20 protein-coding genes are annotated in these 19,207 nt (G+C 63.7%); 5 read left to right on the forward strand and 15 right to left on the reverse strand.

The annotated features are described in order from the left end of the window. Positions 1–4 precede the first annotated feature (4 nt). Genes CGK93_RS02350 through CGK93_RS02370 form a run of 5 tightly spaced genes read right to left on the reverse strand, consistent with a single transcriptional unit; the run spans position 5 to position 4,269 of the window. Positions 5–961, reverse strand: a complete 957-nt coding sequence (locus tag CGK93_RS02350; RefSeq protein ID WP_089593431.1) for a hypothetical protein — start codon at positions 959–961, stop codon at positions 5–7. A gap of 31 nt (positions 962–992) precedes the next feature. Beyond that, complete coding sequence (locus tag CGK93_RS02355) at positions 993–1,799, reverse strand: exodeoxyribonuclease III (protein ID WP_089597124.1); 807 nt, start codon at positions 1,797–1,799, stop codon at positions 993–995. A 60-nt stretch (positions 1,800–1,859) separates the two neighbouring features. Further along, positions 1,860–2,426 (reverse strand): HdeD family acid-resistance protein, encoded by a 567-nt coding sequence (locus tag CGK93_RS02360; RefSeq protein WP_089593432.1) that lies wholly within the window; start codon positions 2,424–2,426, stop codon positions 1,860–1,862. 26 nt (positions 2,427–2,452) lie between these two features. Further along, the gene (locus CGK93_RS02365; RefSeq protein WP_089593433.1) at positions 2,453–3,079 is read right to left on the reverse strand and encodes a response regulator; all 627 of its coding nucleotides are present in this window, start codon (positions 3,077–3,079) and stop codon (positions 2,453–2,455) included. Next, positions 3,076–4,269, reverse strand: coding sequence for a sensor histidine kinase (locus CGK93_RS02370; protein ID WP_089593434.1), 1,194 nt, complete (start codon positions 4,267–4,269; stop codon positions 3,076–3,078). The genes CGK93_RS02365 and CGK93_RS02370 overlap by 4 nt, the downstream gene beginning before the upstream one ends. 179 nt (positions 4,270–4,448) lie before the next feature. On the opposite strand from CGK93_RS02370, the gene CGK93_RS02375 reads away from it, so the two are divergent. Beyond that, on the forward strand, positions 4,449–5,024 hold the full coding sequence (locus CGK93_RS02375) for a GlcG/HbpS family heme-binding protein (RefSeq protein WP_198318437.1): 576 nt from the start codon (positions 4,449–4,451) through the stop codon (positions 5,022–5,024). 61 nt (positions 5,025–5,085) lie between these two features. Further along, the gene (locus CGK93_RS02380; RefSeq protein ID WP_089593435.1) at positions 5,086–5,787 is read left to right on the forward strand and encodes an ankyrin repeat domain-containing protein; all 702 of its coding nucleotides are present in this window, start codon (positions 5,086–5,088) and stop codon (positions 5,785–5,787) included. Here CGK93_RS02380 and CGK93_RS02385 read toward each other — a convergent pair whose 3' ends face one another. The 3 genes from CGK93_RS02385 to CGK93_RS02395 are packed head-to-tail and all read right to left on the reverse strand — an operon-like array spanning position 5,788 to position 8,437. After that, a complete protein-coding gene (locus CGK93_RS02385; protein WP_089593436.1) occupies positions 5,788–7,002 on the reverse strand; it encodes an acetyl-CoA acetyltransferase in 1,215 nt (404 codons plus the stop codon). Continuing rightward, on the reverse strand, positions 6,999–7,685 hold the full coding sequence (locus CGK93_RS02390) for a CoA transferase subunit B (RefSeq protein ID WP_089593437.1): 687 nt from the start codon (positions 7,683–7,685) through the stop codon (positions 6,999–7,001). The genes CGK93_RS02385 and CGK93_RS02390 overlap by 4 nt, the downstream gene beginning before the upstream one ends. Before the next feature lie 20 nt (positions 7,686–7,705). Further along, positions 7,706–8,437: a CoA transferase subunit A gene (locus CGK93_RS02395; protein ID WP_089593438.1), complete on the reverse strand. Its 732-nt coding sequence runs from the start codon at positions 8,435–8,437 to the stop codon at positions 7,706–7,708. Between the two features lie 177 nt (positions 8,438–8,614). On the opposite strand from CGK93_RS02395, the gene CGK93_RS02400 reads away from it, so the two are divergent. After that, a complete protein-coding gene (locus tag CGK93_RS02400; RefSeq protein ID WP_089593439.1) occupies positions 8,615–9,376 on the forward strand; it encodes an IclR family transcriptional regulator in 762 nt (253 codons plus the stop codon). Here CGK93_RS02400 and CGK93_RS02405 read toward each other — a convergent pair. Genes CGK93_RS02405 through CGK93_RS02415 form a run of 3 tightly spaced genes read right to left on the reverse strand, consistent with a single transcriptional unit; the run spans position 9,369 to position 11,866 of the window. Next, positions 9,369–9,941, reverse strand: a complete 573-nt coding sequence (locus tag CGK93_RS02405) for a GNAT family N-acetyltransferase (protein WP_089597127.1) — start codon at positions 9,939–9,941, stop codon at positions 9,369–9,371. The genes CGK93_RS02400 and CGK93_RS02405 overlap by 8 nt on opposite strands. A 57-nt stretch (positions 9,942–9,998) precedes the next feature. Then, a complete protein-coding gene (locus tag CGK93_RS02410; protein WP_089593440.1) occupies positions 9,999–10,637 on the reverse strand; it encodes a response regulator transcription factor in 639 nt (212 codons plus the stop codon). Continuing rightward, positions 10,625–11,866, reverse strand: a complete 1,242-nt coding sequence (locus CGK93_RS02415) for a sensor histidine kinase (protein ID WP_089593441.1) — start codon at positions 11,864–11,866, stop codon at positions 10,625–10,627. The genes CGK93_RS02410 and CGK93_RS02415 overlap by 13 nt, the downstream gene beginning before the upstream one ends. Before the next feature lie 231 nt (positions 11,867–12,097). Between CGK93_RS02415 and CGK93_RS02420 the strand changes: the two genes are divergently transcribed. Together CGK93_RS02420 and CGK93_RS02425 are read left to right on the forward strand one after the other, a co-directional pair. Then, positions 12,098–13,354 (forward strand): acyltransferase family protein, encoded by a 1,257-nt coding sequence (locus CGK93_RS02420; RefSeq protein ID WP_157731573.1) that lies wholly within the window; start codon positions 12,098–12,100, stop codon positions 13,352–13,354. A gap of 157 nt (positions 13,355–13,511) precedes the next feature. Continuing rightward, the gene (locus tag CGK93_RS02425) at positions 13,512–14,198 is read left to right on the forward strand and encodes a fasciclin domain-containing protein (protein ID WP_089593443.1); all 687 of its coding nucleotides are present in this window, start codon (positions 13,512–13,514) and stop codon (positions 14,196–14,198) included. Positions 14,199–14,297: 99 nt separating this feature from the next. Here CGK93_RS02425 and CGK93_RS02430 read toward each other — a convergent pair whose 3' ends face one another. From CGK93_RS02430 to CGK93_RS02445, 4 genes are all read right to left on the reverse strand, one after another. After that, complete coding sequence (locus CGK93_RS02430) at positions 14,298–14,492, reverse strand: hypothetical protein (RefSeq protein ID WP_089593444.1); 195 nt, start codon at positions 14,490–14,492, stop codon at positions 14,298–14,300. Positions 14,493–14,534: 42 nt separating this feature from the next. Next, on the reverse strand, positions 14,535–16,565 hold the full coding sequence (locus CGK93_RS02435) for a BCCT family transporter (RefSeq protein WP_232481522.1): 2,031 nt from the start codon (positions 16,563–16,565) through the stop codon (positions 14,535–14,537). 385 nt (positions 16,566–16,950) lie between these two features. After that, positions 16,951–17,757 carry an IclR family transcriptional regulator gene (locus CGK93_RS02440; protein ID WP_089593446.1) on the reverse strand — a complete coding sequence of 269 codons (807 nt, stop codon included), beginning with the start codon at positions 17,755–17,757 and terminating at the stop codon, positions 16,951–16,953. A gap of 127 nt (positions 17,758–17,884) precedes the next feature. Beyond that, positions 17,885–19,120 (reverse strand): molybdopterin molybdotransferase MoeA, encoded by a 1,236-nt coding sequence (locus CGK93_RS02445; protein ID WP_089593447.1) that lies wholly within the window; start codon positions 19,118–19,120, stop codon positions 17,885–17,887. Between the last annotated feature and the right edge of the window lie 87 nt (positions 19,121–19,207).

Genomic DNA, 19,207 nt, shown 5'->3' on the forward strand with positions numbered 1-19,207 from the left:
CCGGTTAGGAAGCGCGCGCCAGCTGCCGGATGGGAATCCACCGCGAAGCGAGCCTGCGGTAGGCAGCGGCCGCGCCGGTCATGTCGCCCTCTGCAAGGCACTCGATGCCCAACCGCACATCCATGGGGGACTCGTCCGGATACACCTTGTCTGCCACTGCGCCGTAGTCCAGCTCCACCATGGACTGGATGTGAAAGAGTTCCAGCCATTCGGTGAGCTGAGTCAGGTCATCCAGCATGTCCAGGTCCGGCGCAGCCAAAGCCAAGTGGGCCACGGCGAAGCGTGCACGGTCCAGGGCCTCCGTGAGGGGAGTCCACACCCGGACGGTAAGAATGCGCCCTTCAGACTCCACCACGTCCTTGCGGTCCGACTCGGCGAAGAGCGAGAACCAGCTGAACGGGATACCCCACGTTGAAGCCCGGGTATGGACGCGCTTGGCATCTTCCCCGGCATTGATCCGGTCGATTCTGACCTGGTGCTTGTCCCGTTGCGAGACGGGAATAAGGAGGTCGGCCAGGGGACTGTGCACACCGTCCATGAGCGCGTTGGCTGCCAAGCCGGCCCGAATCACCAGTTGGCTGGGGCAGTAAAGCAGCCGTCCGGCGTCGTGCCCTTCTGGGGCCGAAGCGGCACTGTGGTGGGACGCGGCAGCTCCGTCCGGCGCGGCTGCTTGGTCCGCTCCAGCTTGTTCCGGCGTTGCCGCGTGACGTCCGGTGGGAACGCGCGTCATGCGCACCAGGTCGGTGCTGCCGGTGGGGAACGGGTCGCCGCCGGAACGCGTGATGCGGCCCAGCGAGGCTTGCAGCTCCGCATTTTCGACGGCGGCCCGGGAACCACTCTTGCTGCCCTTCGCCACGAGCTGCCGCTGCTGTTCGGGCGGGAACGCCTCGAGGGGCTCGTAAATGCGCAGCGACGAAGAGAAGGGCAGCCCTGCCTGGCCCCGATACAGGTTTCCAGTCATATCAGCCGCCCCTTTCGTTAGTGATGTGTACTCAGTTTGCGAGCTCCACGATCACGGGAGCGTGGTCCGAAGCGCCCTTGCCCTTGCGTTCCTCGCGGTCAATGGAGGCGCCGGTGACCCGCGAAGCCAGTGCCGGGGATGCGAGGCAGAAGTCGATCCGCATGCCTTCCTTCTTGGGGAAGCGCAGTTGCGTGTAGTCCCAGTACGTGTAGACGCCGGGGCCCGGAGTGTAAGGGCGGACGACGTCGGTGAATCCGGCGGCTTCGAAAGCGTGGAAGGCGGCGCGCTCAGGTTCGGAGACGTGGGTGTAATTGTTGGTGCGGAACAGTTCGATGTCCCACACGTCGTCGTCGAACGGCGCGATGTTCCAGTCACCCATGAGGGCGATCTGCGCAGTGGGATCGGATTTGACCCATTCGGCGGCGTGGCCCTGCAGGACGTCCAGCCATTTGATCTTGTACGGCATGTGTTCGTCGTCCAACGAACGACCGTTGGGAACGTAGAGGCTCCAGATGCGGATGCCGCCGCAGGTAGCGGCGATGGCGCGGGCTTCCTGGGCGGGATCCTTGCCGGCCTTGCCGAACGCCGGCTGGTCCAGGAACGTTCGTTCAACGTCTTCCAGTCCCACACGGGAGGCTATGGCAACGCCGTTCCATTGGTTCACGCCGAAGTGGGCAACCTCGTAGCCCATACGCTCAAAGAGCTCCCACGGGAAGTTTTCGTCCTTGCACTTGGTCTCCTGGATGGCCAGGACATCGCAGTCGCTTCGCTCAAGCCAGGCTTCAACGCGGTCTGCACGGGCGCGGAGGGAGTTCACATTCCAAGTAGCTATCTTCACAGCCACTAACTTACCGAACTTGGCGCTGAGCGCATCCCCTGACGGCTTTTTACCGCGACCCTAGTGGCCATACAACGGCTCCGTGTGGGCCAGTTTGCGCAGCCCGATGCCGGAGGCGATGAGCAGCAGGCCCGTCACCATCGCGAACCCTGCCAACATCCACACCAGGCTCAGGAAGCCCAGGCCTGGGTTCACCAGCACGAAGATGCCGAAAACGGTGGTGATGAGGCCGGTCAGGAACCAAATTCCCCAGTTGCTGACGAAATTCCTGGCGGCCAGGGACAGCACGATTTGTGAAAGACCCAGCACCAGAGCCCACAGACCGATGAGGACGCCCACTGCCGCGGCCGTAATTCCCGGCCAGGCAATGGCCAGTATGCCGGCAGCGATGGAGATCAGGCCGCCCACTATGGTCCAACGGGACCGGCCTGCGGGGTCGTAGAAGTAATGTGCCACGCTGGTGATGCCGTCAATGATCGCGAAGACCCCGAACATGACGATCACTACGAACGCAGTGGCGCTGGGCAAGGCAATAATCAACAGGCCAAAAACAATGGCGAGGACTCCCCGGACGATCAAAGCCGTTCCCGGGGTTTTGAACATTTTGCGATCCGCTGCGTCCGACATAGGGCCAGAGTAGCCAACCGCGTCTCCTACCGCATCCCCTCGCGCCGGATAGCTGTGGCGATGGCCGCTGCCCGCGTCTCGACGCCCAGTTTGGCGTAGATGTGGGCAAGGTGGGTCTTGACGGTTGCCTCCGAGATAAAGAGGCGTTTTCCAAGGTCACGGTTGCTGAGGCCTTCGGTCAGCAGGCTGAGCAGTTCAGCCTCGCGCGGGGTGAGGATTTCATCCGGGTTCCGCAGTTGCTGGAACAGCCGCGAGGCCACCGGCGCGCTCATCACGCTCTTCCCCTGCACAGCCCCGCGAACCGCCGCGAAGATCTCCTCCGGGGCCGCGTCCTTGAGCAGATAGCCCATGGCGCCGGCGTCCACGGCGCGCACGATGTCTGCGTCCGAGTCGTAGGTGGTGAACACAATGATCGCCTGCTTGGGGGTTCGCCGGCGGAGCTGTTTGATGGCTTCGATGCCGTCCATCCCGGCGCCCATGGCCAAGTCCATGAGGACGACGTCGGGGGCATGCTGCTGCGCCGCTACCAGCGCTTCCTCACCGGAGGCGGCTTCCCCGACGACGGCGATATCGGCTTGGGTGCCCAACAATGCCTTGAGTCCGCTCCGGACTACCGTGTGGTCGTCCACGAGCACCACGGAAATGCTGGTCACAGGGCCACCTCTTTTGTGCCGTTGGCTGGTTGTGCGGGCGGCCCGACCGGCAGTTGCGCCGCGATGATGGTGCCCTCGCCGGGCGAGCTCTCCACAGACAATTCTCCGCCCAACTGTTCCACGCGTTGCCGCATGGCCCGCAGCCCGTATCCTCCGGTTTCCGACGGCGGAGGTACCGCTCCGGGATCAAAGCCGCGGCCGTCGTCGTACACGTCCAAGGTGACCGCATCCGGAAGGTACCCAAGGGTCACGCTGGCGTGGCCTGCGCGGGCATGGAGTTTGATGTTGGCCACGGCGCTCTGGGTGACGCGCAGCAGGGCGTGCCGGACCTCGGAAGGAAGGGGCCGCGGATCTCCGGTGACCTGGACACGGATGGTCTCCACGTACTGCCGGGCTGCGTGTTCCAACGCTTCGGGGATGGGCCCGGTTTCCAGGCCGGGGGCGGAGAGTTCGTGCACCAGGCTGCGGGTATCGGCGAGGTTGCGTCGCAACAGATCCGCGGCTTTGCGCACGTCCTGGTTCGATGCAGGAGCGGGCCAGGCACGTTGGGCAGCTTCGAGGAGGAGCAGGCTGCTGGCCAGGCCCTGGGTGACGGTGTCGTGGATTTCCCGGGAAACGCGCTCGCGCTCGGCGGCGACTCCGGCCTCCCGCTCGCCGGCGGCAAGCCGTTCCTGGTCGCGCTCAATCTTGTCGTAAATCAACGTGAGCAGGGCGCCCGCGGCGAGCGGACCCAGCAGCATCGCGATGTCTGTCCAGTCGCTCATCCTGAAGAGTCCGACGGCGGTGGCGGCCGCCGTCGCCCCACCCGCCACATAGGCGGCCCACCCACGGAAAGCGGTGCGGGTAAGGAAGAAAATGGCGAAGGAACACCAGGCGAAGCTGGGGGCGGCAATGACGAGCGCCGCCCACGCTGCCACCAACACGATCATCCACGGAATCCATAGCCGGCGTGGCTGGCCGGGTTGCCGCCGGCCACGTTCCCGTCGCCGGGCCAGCAGTGCTGTGACCGCGTACAGGACACAGACGGTTTCAGCCAACGCCACCGTCCAGAGGTTGTCGGCGGGGGAGTGCCGCATGACGTAGCGGACTGCCGAAGCGACCATCAGGACGGCGAAGCCCAGATGCACTACAGCATCGATGCGGCCATCGAGGCGGATGCTCGGCGCCGGCTGTGGAGGGGCAGTGGGCATCTTCCCATGCTAGGTCCCGCGCGGGCATTGATCTCTCCACCTTTGGGCTGATACCGATGACGGAAAGGCTGAGCCCGGGAACGGCGACCGGGCGATGTGGCCTTGGGGGCGTCCGCGGAAGCATGGAGATGTACCCGATGCCAACCACTGCACCCGACGTTCACTACAAGGAGAACCCCGTGAAGAAGTCCAACAAGATGATCGCCGCCGCCGCTGCCGGAGCACTGCTGCTCACCGGCGGTGTTACTGCCGTGGCCAACGCCGTGTCACCCGCCGCAGCACCGGCTGCCGCACCCGTGAAAGTTGCCGCAGAAGTACAGCCGGCACCGGAGAACGTTGTTGCCCAGAACCGTATCTCCGTGGGTGCTTCGAGTGCCGCCGTCAACGCAGCGCTCGCCAAGTGCCAGGCGGACAAGCTCCCGTTCGTCACCGTGGCCCTGGTTGACCGTTTCGGCACCGTCCAGGCGCTCCTTCGCGGTGACAACGCCGCCGAGCACACCATCGAAGCCGCCAAGCAGAAGGCCTACACGGCCGCAGCATTCGGTGCTCCCACCAGCGAGCTCGCCAAGCGCATCAACGGCAACGGCCCGTCCATCGCCGACCTCCCCGGCACCCTGTTCCTGGCCGGCGGCGTCCCGGTGAAGGTCAACGGCGTGTCGGTGGCTGGCATCGGAGTCGGCGGCGCACCCGACGGCGCCCTCGACGAAGCCTGCGCCACGGCCGGCGCTGAGGCCCTGGCCACGGCAGCGAAGTAGCCATGAATCCTCGAGTTTTTGTACAGATACCGCCCTTATGGAAGCGTTTTAGGGGCGTTATCTGTACAAAAACTCCGGGGTTGGGGCGGGATTGCTGGTGGTCGGGCTGCTGTCCGGATGTACGACGGCGGCCGCCCCGCCTTCCAGCCCGACGCCGGCTCCCGTAGCCAGCAGCTCAGCCGCGACAGCCCCCACCCTGGCTGGGCCGTCGAGCCCAAGTCCCGGCCCGGCGTCGTCGGCTGCTGTGCCGCCCCAACTGTCACCGGAGGCCCAGATGGAAACCGACCGACTCCTGATCCTTGCCGCGAAAGCCAATGACGCCGCGAGGGTTCGCGAACTTATCGCGGCCGGCGGAAACGTCAACGCCAAGGACGACATCCAGGACTCTGCCTTCCTCTACGCGGGTGCGGAAGGCTTCAACGAGGTCCTGCAGCTGACGTTGGATGCGGGAGCGGATGTCCGCAGCACCAACAGGTACGGCGGCACTGCGCTGATCCCGGCGAGCGAGCACGGGCACACGGACACCGTCCGGATCCTCATTGCGGCCGGTGTGCCCGTGGACCATGTCAACAACCTGGGCTGGACCGCCATGCAGGAAGCCATCCTGCTCAACCATGGGGGACCGAACCAGCAGGATGTGGTCCGGCAACTCCTTGCGGCGGGAGCCAACCCGGATATTCGTGACCCCCAAGGCCGAACCGCCCTGCAGAACGCAGAGCGGCTCGGGTTTACGGAGATCGCGGAGCTGATCCGGAACCGGTAACTACACGGCTTCCAGCACGCTCACGTAGTTGGCGATGCCTACGCCACCCATGTTCTGCACGGCACCGCGGCGGGCATTCGGGAGTTGCATGTCCCCCGCGGTGCCCGTGAGTTGCATCGCCGCGATGACATGCTGCGACACGCCTGTCGCGCCTACCGGGTGTCCCTTGGCTTTGAGTCCGCCGGAGACGTTGATGGGCAGCTTCCCGTCCTTGTATACCCAACCCTCCTGGACAGCGCGCGCACCTTCGCCGCGAGGGGTGAGCCCCATGGCCTCGTACATGATGAGCTCGGCGATGGTGAAGCAGTCGTGCACCTCGGCGAAGTCCAGGCCATCCAGCCCGACACCGGCCATGGTCAAAGCCCGCTCCCAGGATGCTCTGGTGGCTGCGAACTCGGTGGGATCGCGCTTCTCCGCGGGGAAGAAGTCGTTCGCATGACCGAACCCGGCAAGGCGCACAGGTGCAGTTGCGCCTCCGGTTGCCGAGGTTGACAGCACGACGGCGGCAGCACCGTCGGAGACCGGCGAACAGTCCGTGCGGCGCAAGGGCTCGGCCACCATGGGGTTCTTCTCGGAAATGGTGCGGCAGAATTCCTCGCCGAAGTCGCGATGCATCTGGGCGTACGGGTTGTCCATGCCGTTCCGGTGGTTCTTGGCGGCAATGGAACCCAGGACATCGCCGAGGCCGCCTTCGAACCCCGGGCCACTGATTCCGGCCCCGTAACGCTTCCCGTAGTGCTTGGCCACCTCAGCGAACAGGCCAGTGAATCCCGTGGAGGACGCCTTGCCCGCCATCTCGTATGAAGCGCCGAGGAGGGCTGCCCCCACCACATCCGCTCCGGCGTCGGTCATTTTCTCGGCGCCGATCACCAGGACGTTGCGCGCGGTTCCGGCCAGCACCGCCTTAACGCCCTGCTGGAACGCAGCCGATCCGGAAGCGCAGGCGTTTTCAGTGCGCGTTGCGGGAACGTTGGCAAGGTCAGAAGACAACTGGAGGGCCAGCGATGACGTGAAGCCCAGAGGCTGCATGCCGGAGTTGAACTGGCCGAGGTAGATCTCGTCAATGTCCTTGGGATCCAGCCCGGAATTCCTGATGGCTTCGCCGGCCACCTGGACGATCAGCGACTCCAAGGTGTCATCCGTCAGCTTGCCGAACTTGCTGTGTCCCCATCCCGTGAGCAGGATGTCTTTGCCGAACTGGTCTTTCAGGCTCATGCGTTGGCTCCTTCAAGCGTGTGTTCTTCAGAGGTGAGCGCGTCCGTGAACTCCGCGTCTGTCTTGCTGCGGAGCTCCTCCACCGTGACGCCCGGGGCGAGGCGGGTCAGCAGAAGGCGGGTGCCGCCGTCGTGCGTTTCTTCGATGTCAAAAACGGCGAGGTCCGTGATAATCCGGTCAACGCACTTGAGTCCCGTGAGCGGGAGGGTGCACTCAGTGACGATCTTGGCCGAGCCGTCCTTGGCGTTGTGCTCGGTGAGGACCACGACGCGAGGCGTCCCTGCTACCAGGTCCATGGCTCCGCCCATGCCCTTGACCATCTTGCCGGGGATGGTCCAGTTGGCGAGGTCGCCGGATCCGGAGACCTGCATGGCCCCCAGGATGGCCACCTTCACGTGCCCGCCGCGGATCATGCCGAACGACGTTGCGGAATCGAAGATACTCCCGCCGGGGGTGATGGTGACGGTCTGCTTGCCGGCGTTAATGAGGTCCGCGTCCTCCTCGCCTTCATAGGGGAAGGGGCCCATGCCGAGCAGGCCATTCTCGCTTTGGAGAACCACCCGCACGCCGTCGGGCAGGTTGTTGGCCACCAGCGTGGGGATGCCGATGCCGAGGTTGACGTAGTCGCCGTCGTTCAGTTCTTCGGCCGCGATGGCGGCCATTTGGTCACGTGTCCATGCCATGGTGAATGCTCCTTTTACTTCTAAACCGTGAGGGCTTCGGGGCGTTGTGTCCCGGGGCGGGGCCGGACTGTGCGCTGTTCAATGTCCTTGACCCGTGCGGTGGCCTGGACCAGTCCTTGCACGTAAACGCCCGGGGTCACGATGTGGTTGGGATCCAGCTCGCCCGGCTGCACAATGAGCTCGGCCTCGGCGATGGTGACTTTTCCGGCGGTGGCCACCACCGGGTTGAAGTTCCGGGCGGTGTAGCGGTAGATCAGGTTCCCGTCAGTATCGGCCGTGTGGGCGTGAACCAGCGCGACGTCGGCGGTGATGGCGCGCTCGCGGACGTACGTGACGCCGTCGAACTCTTCCAGCGGCTTGCCTTCGGCAACCAAGGTTCCCACACCGGTGCGCGTGTAGAAGGCGGGGATGCCGGCGCCGCCGGCGCGGAGCCGCTCAGCCAAGGTGCCCTGCGGCGTGAATTCGACCTCGAGTTTCCCCGCAAGGTACTGCTCGGCGAAAAGCTTGTTCTCGCCCACGTAGGAAGCAATGACCTTCCGGACCTGGCCGGCCTCGATCAGCACGCCGAGACCCTTGCCATCCACCCCCATGTTGTTGGAAACGATGGTGAGGTCCTTGGCACCCGATTCCCGGACGGCATCGATCAAGTCAGCGGGGATGCCGCTCAGGCCGAAGCCACCGACGGCGATGGTCAGGCCGTCTGCCATCAGGTTCTGCAGCGCTTGGGCTGCATTCGCGTACATGGTGGACATTCCGAACTCCTCGTTGAGCTTCTAAATGATGCGTCCACTTTGTGGACTTCTCTCGCTTGGGACTGAGCCTAGGTTTCGTCCAGTGTTGACGCAACGCTTCGCAGTGTTGGCTACTCACGGTGTGGACGCTAGGCTCAAGGGTGTCCATATTATGGATGAAATCTTCAGGAGGGTGCTGTGGCGGTACAAGGAGCGCAGGTTGTCGGCCGGGTGGCGCAGCTGCTGCGGCTGGTGGGCCGCAAGCCGGAAGGCATGTCCCTGGCGGGCCTGGTGCGCGAATCCGGGTTGACGCGGCCAACAGTGCACCGGCTGTTGACCTCGTTGGCTGCCGAAGGTTTGCTGGAGCAAGACGCCGGCAAGTGGGTGCTGGGGTCGGAGATCTTCCTGCTGGGATCAGTGGCGGCTGCACGGTTCCCCATGGAGGACATCGCCCGTCCATCGCTGCGCAGGCTGGCTGCGGAAACGGGGGAGAGTGCGTTCTTCTCCATCCGCCGTGGGAACGAAACCATCTGTGTCCTGCGTGAAGAGGGTGCGTTTCCCGTGAGGTCGTTTGTCCTGCACGAAGGGGTTCGTTTCCCGCTGGGGGTGGCTTCTGCGGGGACCGCGATCATGGCCTTCCTTCCCCCGGAAGAACAGGAATCACTGTTGGAGAAGTGGGCAGCGCATGCCGGCGATTTCGCCGTGGGGCATCCTGCTGGCGTGGTGCGGGACAACCTGGAACGGACGCGGTTGGCGGGGTACTCCGTCAATCCGGGGCTGATCCTGGAGGGTAGCTGGGGAATGGGAGCCGCCGTGTTTGACCAGCAGGGCCAGCCGGCGTGGGCTCTTTCGCTGACCGGGATTGAGCCCAGGTTCCGTCCGGACCGCCAGGAGTTCCTGGGCAGGCTGTTACTTGAGGAAGCGCACCGGATGACGGCACGGTTGCAGGGCGCTAGTTGAGGTCCAGGCGCATCAGGACCCTGGGGAAGCCATTCAGCACCGAGGTGGTTTCGGCGACCTTCTTGAAGCCGGCCTTCTCGAAGAGCCTGCGGGTACCTACATACGCCATGGTCAGATCCACCTTGCCGCCCTTGTTGTCCACGGGATAACCCTCAAGCACAGGGGCGCCGTGGCTCTTGGCGAAGTCGATGGCCCCGCGCAGAAGCTCATGGGAAATACCCTTGCCGCGATGCCCCGGCCGCACCCGGAGGCACCACACCGACCACACTTCGGCGTCGTCAAGGTGGGGGATCTTCCGGTTCTTCGCGAAACTGGTGTCCGCACGCGGGTGGACCGCTGCCCACCCGACTACTTCGTCGCCGTCGTACGCCAAAACGCCGGGAGGCGGGTCCTCTGAGACCAGCTTCCTGACGTAATTTCCCCGCTCCTGTTTTTGGAGTTCCTGGTTCAGTTTCGAGGGGATCCGGTAGCTCAGGCACCAGCACACGTTGGAGTCGGGGCTCTTGGGCCCCACTATGGTTTTCACGTCATCGAACACCGTCGCGGGTCGGACCTCGATAGCCATGCGGACCATCCTGTCATTGGGGCTGGATGCAGGCAACGGCTCTGAACTTTCATGAGCTCAGCTTCGGAGGTACGCGAGCACTGCCAACACCCGCCGATGCCCCCGGTCCATGGTGGACAGTTGCAGTTTTTGGAAGATGTTGCCGATGTGCTTGCTCACAGCAGTTTCAGTGACCACCAAGCGGGCTCCGATGGAAACGTTGTCCAGTCCTTCTGCCATGAGGCCAAGGACTTCGCGTTCCCTCGGCGTGAGGGTGCTGACGGGATCGCTGGCCCCGCGGCGGCTCATCAGCTGCGAGATCACTTCAGGGTCCATGACGGTTGCACCGCCGGCAACCCGCCGAAGGGTGTCGGTGAACTCGGCAACCTTGCCCACCCGCTCCTTCAACAGGTAACCCAGTCCGGCCGCACCCTCGGACAACAGGTCACCGGCGTAGCGGTCCTCCACATACGCGGAAAGGACCAACACCGGAAAACCGGGCCTGCGGCGTCGAGCTTCACGTGCTGCCACAAGGCCTTCATTGGTGAATGTGGGAGGCATCCGCACATCCAGAACGGCGGCGTCTGCGTCGTCCAGGACAGCCAGGAAGTCGACGGCGTTGTCCACGGCAGCGATCACATCGAAGCCTTCGCTCTTGAGGAGAAGTGACAAGCCTTCCCGGAGGAGCGCGTCATCCTCGGCAATCACAACCCGCACGGCAGCTCCACCTTTACCGTTGTTGGTCCGTTGGCCGGGCTCTGAAAATCGAGGATGCCCTCAAAAGCAGCCGCCCGGCGTCGAATTCCTGCGAGCCCGCCACCCGGACGTTCCACGGCTCCGCCATGGCCGTTGTCCTCCACCGAGATCAGGAGGCGATCAGCAGAGGGGTCCCGTTTGACCACCACGGACATGCGGGTGGCGGAACTGTACTTATTGGCGTTGGTCAAGGCTTCGGCAACGATGAAGTAGCTGGCTGATTCCAGTGCAGCCGGTACTCGGTGCAGATCCGAGACCATCAAATTGCAAGGGATCGCTGAACGTCCCGTCAACGCAGAGAGCGCGCCTTCAAGGCCAAGTTCCTCCAGGATCGGCGGGTGAATATCGTGAACCGCCGTCCGTAACCCCGCCAGAGCCTCGGTGGCCGCTTGCTGGGCCCTACGGACGTGGGGGAGTGCGTCGTCGGGACTCTTTTCAAGAGTTCGCTCGGCCAGCCCCAGCATCATGACCACGCCCACCAAGCGATTTTGCGCGCCGTCATGCAAATCGCGCTCAATCCTTTTGAGCTCTGCTGAATGCGCATCCAACGCAGCGGCACGGCTGGCAGTCAACGCCGTCACCCGCTCGGCCAGGTACGAGCTCGCAGGTAGGGACAGCATCTTCCCCTGCACCCAGGCAAGCCCAGCGGCGGCTCCCGGAATCAACCACCAGGAGATTACTGCGTACCCGGCTCCGATCAACAGCATCCACCAAGCACCGCCCCACGACGTCACGGGATAGAGGCTGACCACAGGTTGATCCGCGGGAAGGAGGTACCAGTAGGCGGGAATGAGCAGCGAGTTCACAGCGGCAAAAGGGAATCCGATACACAGGAGTGCGACGATCGGCATTCCCAGCCCATGAGCCACCAGCCATAGCAAGTCCCGGCCAGTGCTGCGGGAAAAGACCAAACGGAGGCGCTCTTCGAACGACGGGTTGTTGGGAATGGGAACGTAGCTTTCGGTTACGGGCTTAGCTGTGTAGCTGAATGTTCGACGGCGGGCCAACGCCGCCCACCAGCGCAAGCCGGCTACCGCCTTGGGCGCGACGAGCCATCCTCCACTGAAGAGGAACAGCGGAATGAGGAGCGCAGAAACCATGAACATGCCCATGGAAATGATGCTGGTGAACAGCTCGCCAACAAGATAACCGTAGGCACGCAGCCATGGCCGAAAACGGGGTTTGATCATGACCCCAAGTCTGCCGCAGCGGCAGGAGACCTGTCGGTATAGCCAGCTCCACCTTTAAGTGGGTGGCCCACACCATCGTGATCGGTTTCGCCGCTCCGTAGCGTCGAAGACATGAAAAGCAACGCAACTGCACCAGCAGTTTTACCGGCGGAAACGGCCCTTGGAACCGTCGGGGTTTCGAGCAACAGGGACCTGTGCGGCCCAGCGAATAAGTCGACGCGGGATGTGAGTGTGGATGTCATCCGAAGCTTCTGCCTTCTGGTGGTGGTTGCACTTCACGCCCTGATGGTTGGAGTGAGCATAGGTCCCCAAGGGCCCGTTTTCGAGAATGCCTTGGACGGAAATCCTTGGTTCGCCTCTTTGTCCTGGGCGGTCCAGGTCATGCCGCTGTTTTTCATTGCGGGCGGGTTCAGTTCAATCTCGCAATGGCGTCGCATGCAGCTTCGGGGTGGCACTGCCGGCGACTACATCCGGCTTCGGGTGGTCCGGCTCCTCGTCCCCGCAGTGGTGGTGGTGGCATCGGTAGGAGTGGGCCTGGTGGTTCTGACGTTGGCCGGGGTACCTTCAGGGATTGTTGAAACGGCCGGGTACCGGATTAGCCAGCCTTTGTGGTTCCTGGCCGTCTACCTCGGATGTTCAGCGCTTGTTCCCCTGCTGGCATTCGCTCACGGGAAGGCGCGTCTCCGTACGCTGTTGGGGTTGGGGTTGGCTATCGCCGCGGTAGATGCGGGGCGTTTGAGCCTGGAACTCCCTGTCCTCGGGTACGCCAACCTTGCCTTTGTGTGGCTCTTCATCCAGCAACTGGGCTTCTGGCTTGCCGATGGTTCGGTGGGCCGGATCTCCGGTCTGGTGCGGAAATGGGCCGCAGGGCTGGCGCTGATGCTGATGGCGTACCTCTTCGCCTCTGGTTGGTACTCAGGGGACATGTTCAGCAACCTGAACCCACCAACAGGGGCCCTTGCGCTCCTGGCAATCGCGCAGCTCATGCTCTTCTCCCTTGCTCAAGAGCGGATCAGGGTGTGGGCCGCAAAGTCCGGCGCCATGTCCCTTGTGGGCCTGGTGGGTTCCAAGGCGATGACCATCTATCTCTGGCACATGCCGGTGATGGTGTCGATTGCGGGTCTGCTGCTGGTGATACAGATGCACCTGCCTACTCCCGGCAGTGCGGAGTGGTGGCTGAGCCGGCCCTTATGGCTTGTGGCTGTTGCGTGTGCGCTTGTACCGGTTGTGAGGTGGCTGGGGCGTCTTGAACGAGTGAGCGCCTCGAGCCGAGCTTCTTTCACCCATCTGAGGACCGTGCTGAGTGCCGTGAGCGGCGTGGGGGGAGTGGTGGTTCTCCTCGTTGACGGCATCACTCCGGGCACGGCCATTATCAGCGTGGTTCTTTTCCTCTGCGCGCTATGGAGCCACCTCGATCTGCGGAGACCACAGATGACCCGCCCCGGCGAGACAAACAGGGAACAGGGCGGCCGCGGTGTGGCGGGCTGATTTAAAAAACTTTTTCAATCCGCACCCATCCACCCCGTCCCACCCTCCGAATAGCTGGTGAGACACAAACCGCCGGTGAAGCAAAAGCAGCATCAGCAGCCAGTGTCCCACCACCCAATGGACCCAACGCCCTGGTTCCAAAAACAAGGAGAATGACATGTTGTCCACAAAGCGCCCCGCCCTCGCCTTCGTTGGCCTCACTGCAGCCGCCCTTCTCGGTCTCACTGCCTGTGGTGGTTCCAGCACCTCCACTTCGCCTTCCTCGGCATCTGCCGCTCCGGAGACGTCCTCAGCCATGCCGTCTGCTTCGCCGTCGGCCTCCGCCATGAGCAGTGCCGCCATGGATCCGGCCGCCAACCTTGTTGGCCCCGGCTGCGCCGGTTACGCCGCACAGGTTCCGGATGGTGCCGGTTCGGTAACGGGCATGGCTAAGGATCCGGTAGCCGTAGCAGCATCGAACAACCCGCTGCTCAAGACCCTGACCGCCGCCGTTTCCGGTCAGCTCAACCCCAAGGTTGACCTGGTTTCCACCCTGAACGGCAGCGAATTCACGGTGTTCGCACCGGTTGACGATGCCTTCGCCAAGATCGACGCCGCAACAATCGAGACGCTCAAGACGGACGATGCCCTGCTGAGCAAAATTCTCACCTACCACGTAGTCCCCGGTCAGCTGACCCCGGACCAGATCGTCGGCACCCACAAGACTGTCCAGGGTGGCGAAGTGACGGTTGCCGGCACCAAGGATGCCCTCACGGTTGACGGAGCTTCCAATGTGATCTGCGGTGGCGTCCAGACCGCCAACGCCACGGTCTACCTGATCGATTCAGTGCTGATGCCCAAATAGGCCATAGGGCTTTAGAGACACCACACAAAAGACACACGACAAAGCAGGCGCCGGAATCCGGCGCCTGCTTTGTTGTGTTGCGGAGCGTTGTGGTGAGGCCTAGCGGCCGAAGTCACTGTCGACGTAGGAGCCGGCCCTGTTGTGTTCCGATCCGCAGGGGCAGTGGTCAACCTCAATCCGGACTGTCATTGGCTTGGATGAGTCCAAAGTGAGGGTCACATCCTCGTTGGCTCGGGTATTGCGACTGGCCCGGGTGTTGAGACGGAGCGTACCTTGGTCCGATGTCTTGGGCATGGATCAGCCTTTCTGATGTGTGAAGGGGGCAGTCAAAGCTGGTTACTTGGTGTTGGAGTCCTGGGGTGGCTTGCCAACCAGGGGTATGGTTCCCGTGGGTGTTCCCCCGGAGCAGTCGGACTCCGTGCATTTTTCAGCGCAGTCGTGCCTGGTGACGAGGTCAAACTGAACGCCGCCGTGCTGCTCGACGCCCGTCCGGATGGCTCGTTCCACCACGGAGGTGGCCAGACGCTTGTGCAGTTGCAGGGGATCACGGCGAAGGTCCTTGACCAGGGCGAAACAGAGCAACAGCATGACGATCACAAATGGCAGGGCAGCCACAATGGTCACTCTTTGCAGGCCGGACAACGCTTCCGATGGTTTATCGCCGCCGGCAAGCAGCATGACCGCTGCCACTGCGCCGGTGAGGCTTCCCCAGAAGATGACCACTCCTCGACGCGGGTGCTCGGCACCATTGGAGCTGAGGGATCCCATCACGATCGAAGCTGCGTCGGCACCGGTGACGAAGAAGATCGCCACCAGGACCATGGCCAGGACAATGACGGATGCTGTCAGCCAGCCGGGCATGCCCAGGTTCTTGACGAGGTCGAAGAGGGCGCCATCGAAGTTGATGGAGGGAGCGCCGTCCACCATGGTCACAAGCCCGGGAGTGCCGGCCTTGTCCGCTTCCTGTTGCACGTGGAAGGCGGCGCCGCCGAAGATGCCGAACCAGATCACGCTGACTACGCTCGGCACCAGCAGGACACCAGTGACGAACTGGCGGATGGTGCGGCCGCGGCTGATGCGGGCGATGAACATTCCCACGAAGGGCGTCCAGGAGATCCACCAGGCCCAGTAGAAGATGGTCCAGCTGGTCATCCAGCTACGCAGGGAGTCGTCTCCCACAGCTTCGGTACGCGAGGACATTTCGGCCAAATCCCGGGCGTAGTCACCCACGGCTGAGGGGATCAGGTTGAGGATGAACAAGGTGGGTCCTGCGACGAACACGATCAGGGCCAGAACAACGGCCAGGACCATGTTGATGTTGGACAACCACTGGATGCCGCGGCTGATGCCTGAAACAGCTGATGCCACGAAGCAGAACGTCAGGATGGCGACGATGACCACCAGCACCGGGGTGCCGATTTCACCCAGCCAACCGTTGGACGTCATGCCGCTTCCGATCTGGAGGGCGCCGAGGCCCAGCGAGGCGGCAGTTCCGAAGAGCGTGGCGAAGATGGCCAGGATGTTGATGAACTTGCCCAGCGGGCCTTCCACCATGCGGATGCCGAACAGTGAGGTGAAGGCGGCAGAGACCAGCTGCTTGCGGCCCAGGCGGTAGGTGCCATAGGCCATCGCGATGCCAACTACGGCGTACATGGCCCAGGGGTGCAGGGTCCAGTGGAAGATCGAGGTAGCCATGGCGGTCTGGATGGCCGCGGGCGTGCGGCCGTCCACGGTTCCGGGTGGCGGTGAGATGTAGTGGTACAGCGGTTCGGCAACACCGTAGAACATGAGGCCGATGCCCATGCCGGCGGCGAACATCATGGCCACCCAGGAGATGGTTCGGAACTCGGGCTTCTCTCCGTCCTTGCCCAGCGGGATATTGCCAAACTTGCCGAGGGCAAGCCACAGGACGAAGACGACGAACAGGGAGGCGAGGACCATGAAGAGCCAGCCCGTGTACTCCATGACCCAGTTCAGGGCGCCCTTGGAGGTATCGGAGAGGCTGTCCCGTCCAACAAAGCCCCAGACCACGAAGGCGACGGCGACGGCGCCCGTGATCCCGAAGGTGACTTTGTCGAGGGTAAGTTTGCGGTTCCGGCGGGCCGAGACGGCCTGCTCGGTCTTGGCGTGGCGCAGCTCTTCCATGATCTGTTCGTGTTCTACAGAATCGGAGAGGGGATCTACGCCTCCGTCCTCAGCGTTGAGGGCTGCCAGGTTGGTGTCGTCGGGGGAGACTCTGATGACGGCTTCAGGGTTCTCCGCGTGTGCGGGGTTGGTCGGGCTGGCTGCACCCGGGGTACCTGCAACGTGATCGTCGGCAGGTAATTCCTCGGGTGTCAGCGGTTTTGTGTCACTGTTTGTAGCCATGAGCGGGTCCTTTGCTCGGCGTGTCATGAGCCTGAATTTCTACGAGGCCTTGGTGAATGGGTCGGTGGGAAGGTTGGGTCTTCCTCCGATCCGATGGTCATGGCGGGCCGTGGCGCCTCCCCGGGTGCGCGGTCACGGAGCGGGCAGGCGATAGGGATGATGCACCTCTTCTGGTTCGTGGGACGGGGGCGGTTGAAGGCTCCAAACCGTGTTCCGCAGGAATCAACAACATCCGCGCTATGCAACAGAGTGCGCTCCGTCACATCCAAAGTCAAGGGATCCGCGCTCTTTAACAGCAGATTGATATATCAATTGGCTGGAAGTAAAACGTTGCGTATCATGGGTTGCGTTGCGAATAGCGCGTCCCCAGCAAGGGAGGGTAGCGCTAGCGCCGCCTGTAGCCCATCCGGGTACTGATAGTCAGTCCGGCTTCCCGGAGGCCCTCAATAAGCCCAGGCTGGTCCTCCGGTGAGAACCGGAACGCCGGTCCGGAGACGCTGACGGCGGCAATTACGCTTCCGGCGTGGTTGAAGATGGGCACGGCGATGGCAGTGAGGCCAATTTCAAACTCTTCGTGGACAGTGGCGTACCCGTTGCGGGCCACGTCCAGCAGCTGCTTTTCCAGCTCTCCACGGTTGGTGACGGTCCGCGGCGTACGCGCGGGCAAGCCCACGGCCTTGAGAATCTGGTTGCGTTCGTCGGCGGTCAGCGCGGCAAGAAGGACCTTGCCACTGGACGTGGCGTGCAGCGGCGTCAGGCTGCCCACCCAGTCGTAGGTGGCCAGGGTTGAGGGTCCCATGGCCTGGTCCACGTTGACGGCGTAGTTCGATCGCAGGACGGCCAGGTTGACGGTCTCCTTGTACTCGGCCGCCAGCGCCTCCAGGACTTCCCGTGCTTCATGGACCACGCTCAGCCTGCCGGGAATGGAGGATGCCAGGCGGAGGATCCCAAAGCCCAGCTGATACTTGCCGCGCTCACTGTTCTGCCTGACGATGTCCCGGTTGACCAAGGAGCCCACCAGCCTGGACACGGTGGATTTGTGGATGCCCATTTCTTCCGCGATTTCACTGACTCCGGCGTCCCCTTCGCGGGCCAGGATTTCCAGGATCTGGAGCGCACGGTCCACAGATTGGACGCCGCCGCCTTGGGCGTCTGCGTCCTTGTCGATCTCCGGGTTGCTGCGTGCGGCCATGATGCCTCGTGTCGTTGTCCAGGCAGGCCGACCTGGGCTGGTTGCGCTGTCCGGCCTGCACGCTCGTCTTTCCTCATCCTAGACGGAGTTTTGCACGGGCCCTTTCACGCCTGGGGCCTCGCTTCATCTATGCGCTGGGAGCTGTCCATGGAAGCGGCAAGACGGAAACAGGCGCGCCGGCCGCCACCCCTTCGGGGGGAACAGCCATATAGCCGTCAGCCCAGGCAAGCCCACGCATCATCCCCGGACCCGTGCGGGACGTGGGGAACGCGAGGTCGTGGATGGAAGTGCAGGGCATCAGCCGCGTCCGCCCTGGACAAGGATCGATGTCCGCCCCGGACGTCACCAGGCGGGCTGCCCGAAGAGGCCGGTTTCCCAGTGCTGCCAGCAGGGGTTCGCCGAGGGTCATGAGCGCCATCATGGCGGCCAGCGGATTCCCCGGGAGTCCGATGACGAATCGGCCATCTGGAAGTTCAGCCAACACGGCAGGGTGACCGGGTCGCATGGCAATGCCGTCCAGGAGGAGCCTGCCGCCGAGCGCAGCAATGGCATCGCGGAAATGGTCTGTCCCGGATTTGCCTGTCCCGCCGGTGGTGATGGTGACGTCCGGCCGTAAGCCCCCAGGGGCATCTCCCAGCGCTGCCAGCCATTCCTCATAAGAGTCGCCAATCCGGAGTTGGCCAGTGGGCTCTGCGCCCAACTGCAGGATGACCGCATCAAGTTGCGGTCCGAACGCGTCGCGGACCTGCCCCGGTGTCGGCTCGCCCGAGGTCACTACTTCCGAACCGGTCAGTACGACGGCGGCCCTCGGCTTGCGCTGTACCTGGAGGTAATCATGGCCCGCGACGGCGGCCAGGGCGATGTGTGCAGGGTTGAGGTGTGTGCCGGCGGGGATCAGGACGTCGCCGGGTGAGGCTTCTTCCCCCGCTGGACGGATGTGCCGGCCGGGACGTGCCTCGTCCGGCGTCGCATCAGCTGTCAGCGTGAGGCGTTGGATGCCGGATCCGTCCCCGGAGACGTGGCCGCTTTCCTTGCGCAGGACTGCTGTGGCGCCGGTGGGTATGAGGCCGCCGGTGGCAATGACGCTGGCTTCTCCGGGGGAGAGTTGCTGCCCTGGCGCGGTGAGGGTCCATGGACCGCTGCCATGGGTGGCCCAGCCGTCCATGGCTGACGACGCATAGTGGGGAAGGTTCCGTTGCGCGGTGACTGCGCTGGTCAGGGTTCGTCCGATAGCTTCCCGGAGGGTGACGTTCACGGGAGGGAGCGGGCCGCCGCAGTGGTAGGCCAAGTGGCGGGCTTCGGCCCAGGTGGGTGCGTGCCGCCGGAAAACGGAAGTGCCGGCGGCGACTTCTTGGGTAAGCATGGATCTTCGCTTCCTGAGGTGGTGCTGCTGTCTTAACGCAGATACCGGGGACTGCCCGGCCTTCCCGTAATGCTTGCCGCGCAGTCC

This window comes from Arthrobacter sp. YN, from assembly GCF_002224285.1.
In the GTDB taxonomy this organism is placed as follows: Bacteria; Actinomycetota; Actinomycetes; order Actinomycetales; family Micrococcaceae; genus Arthrobacter.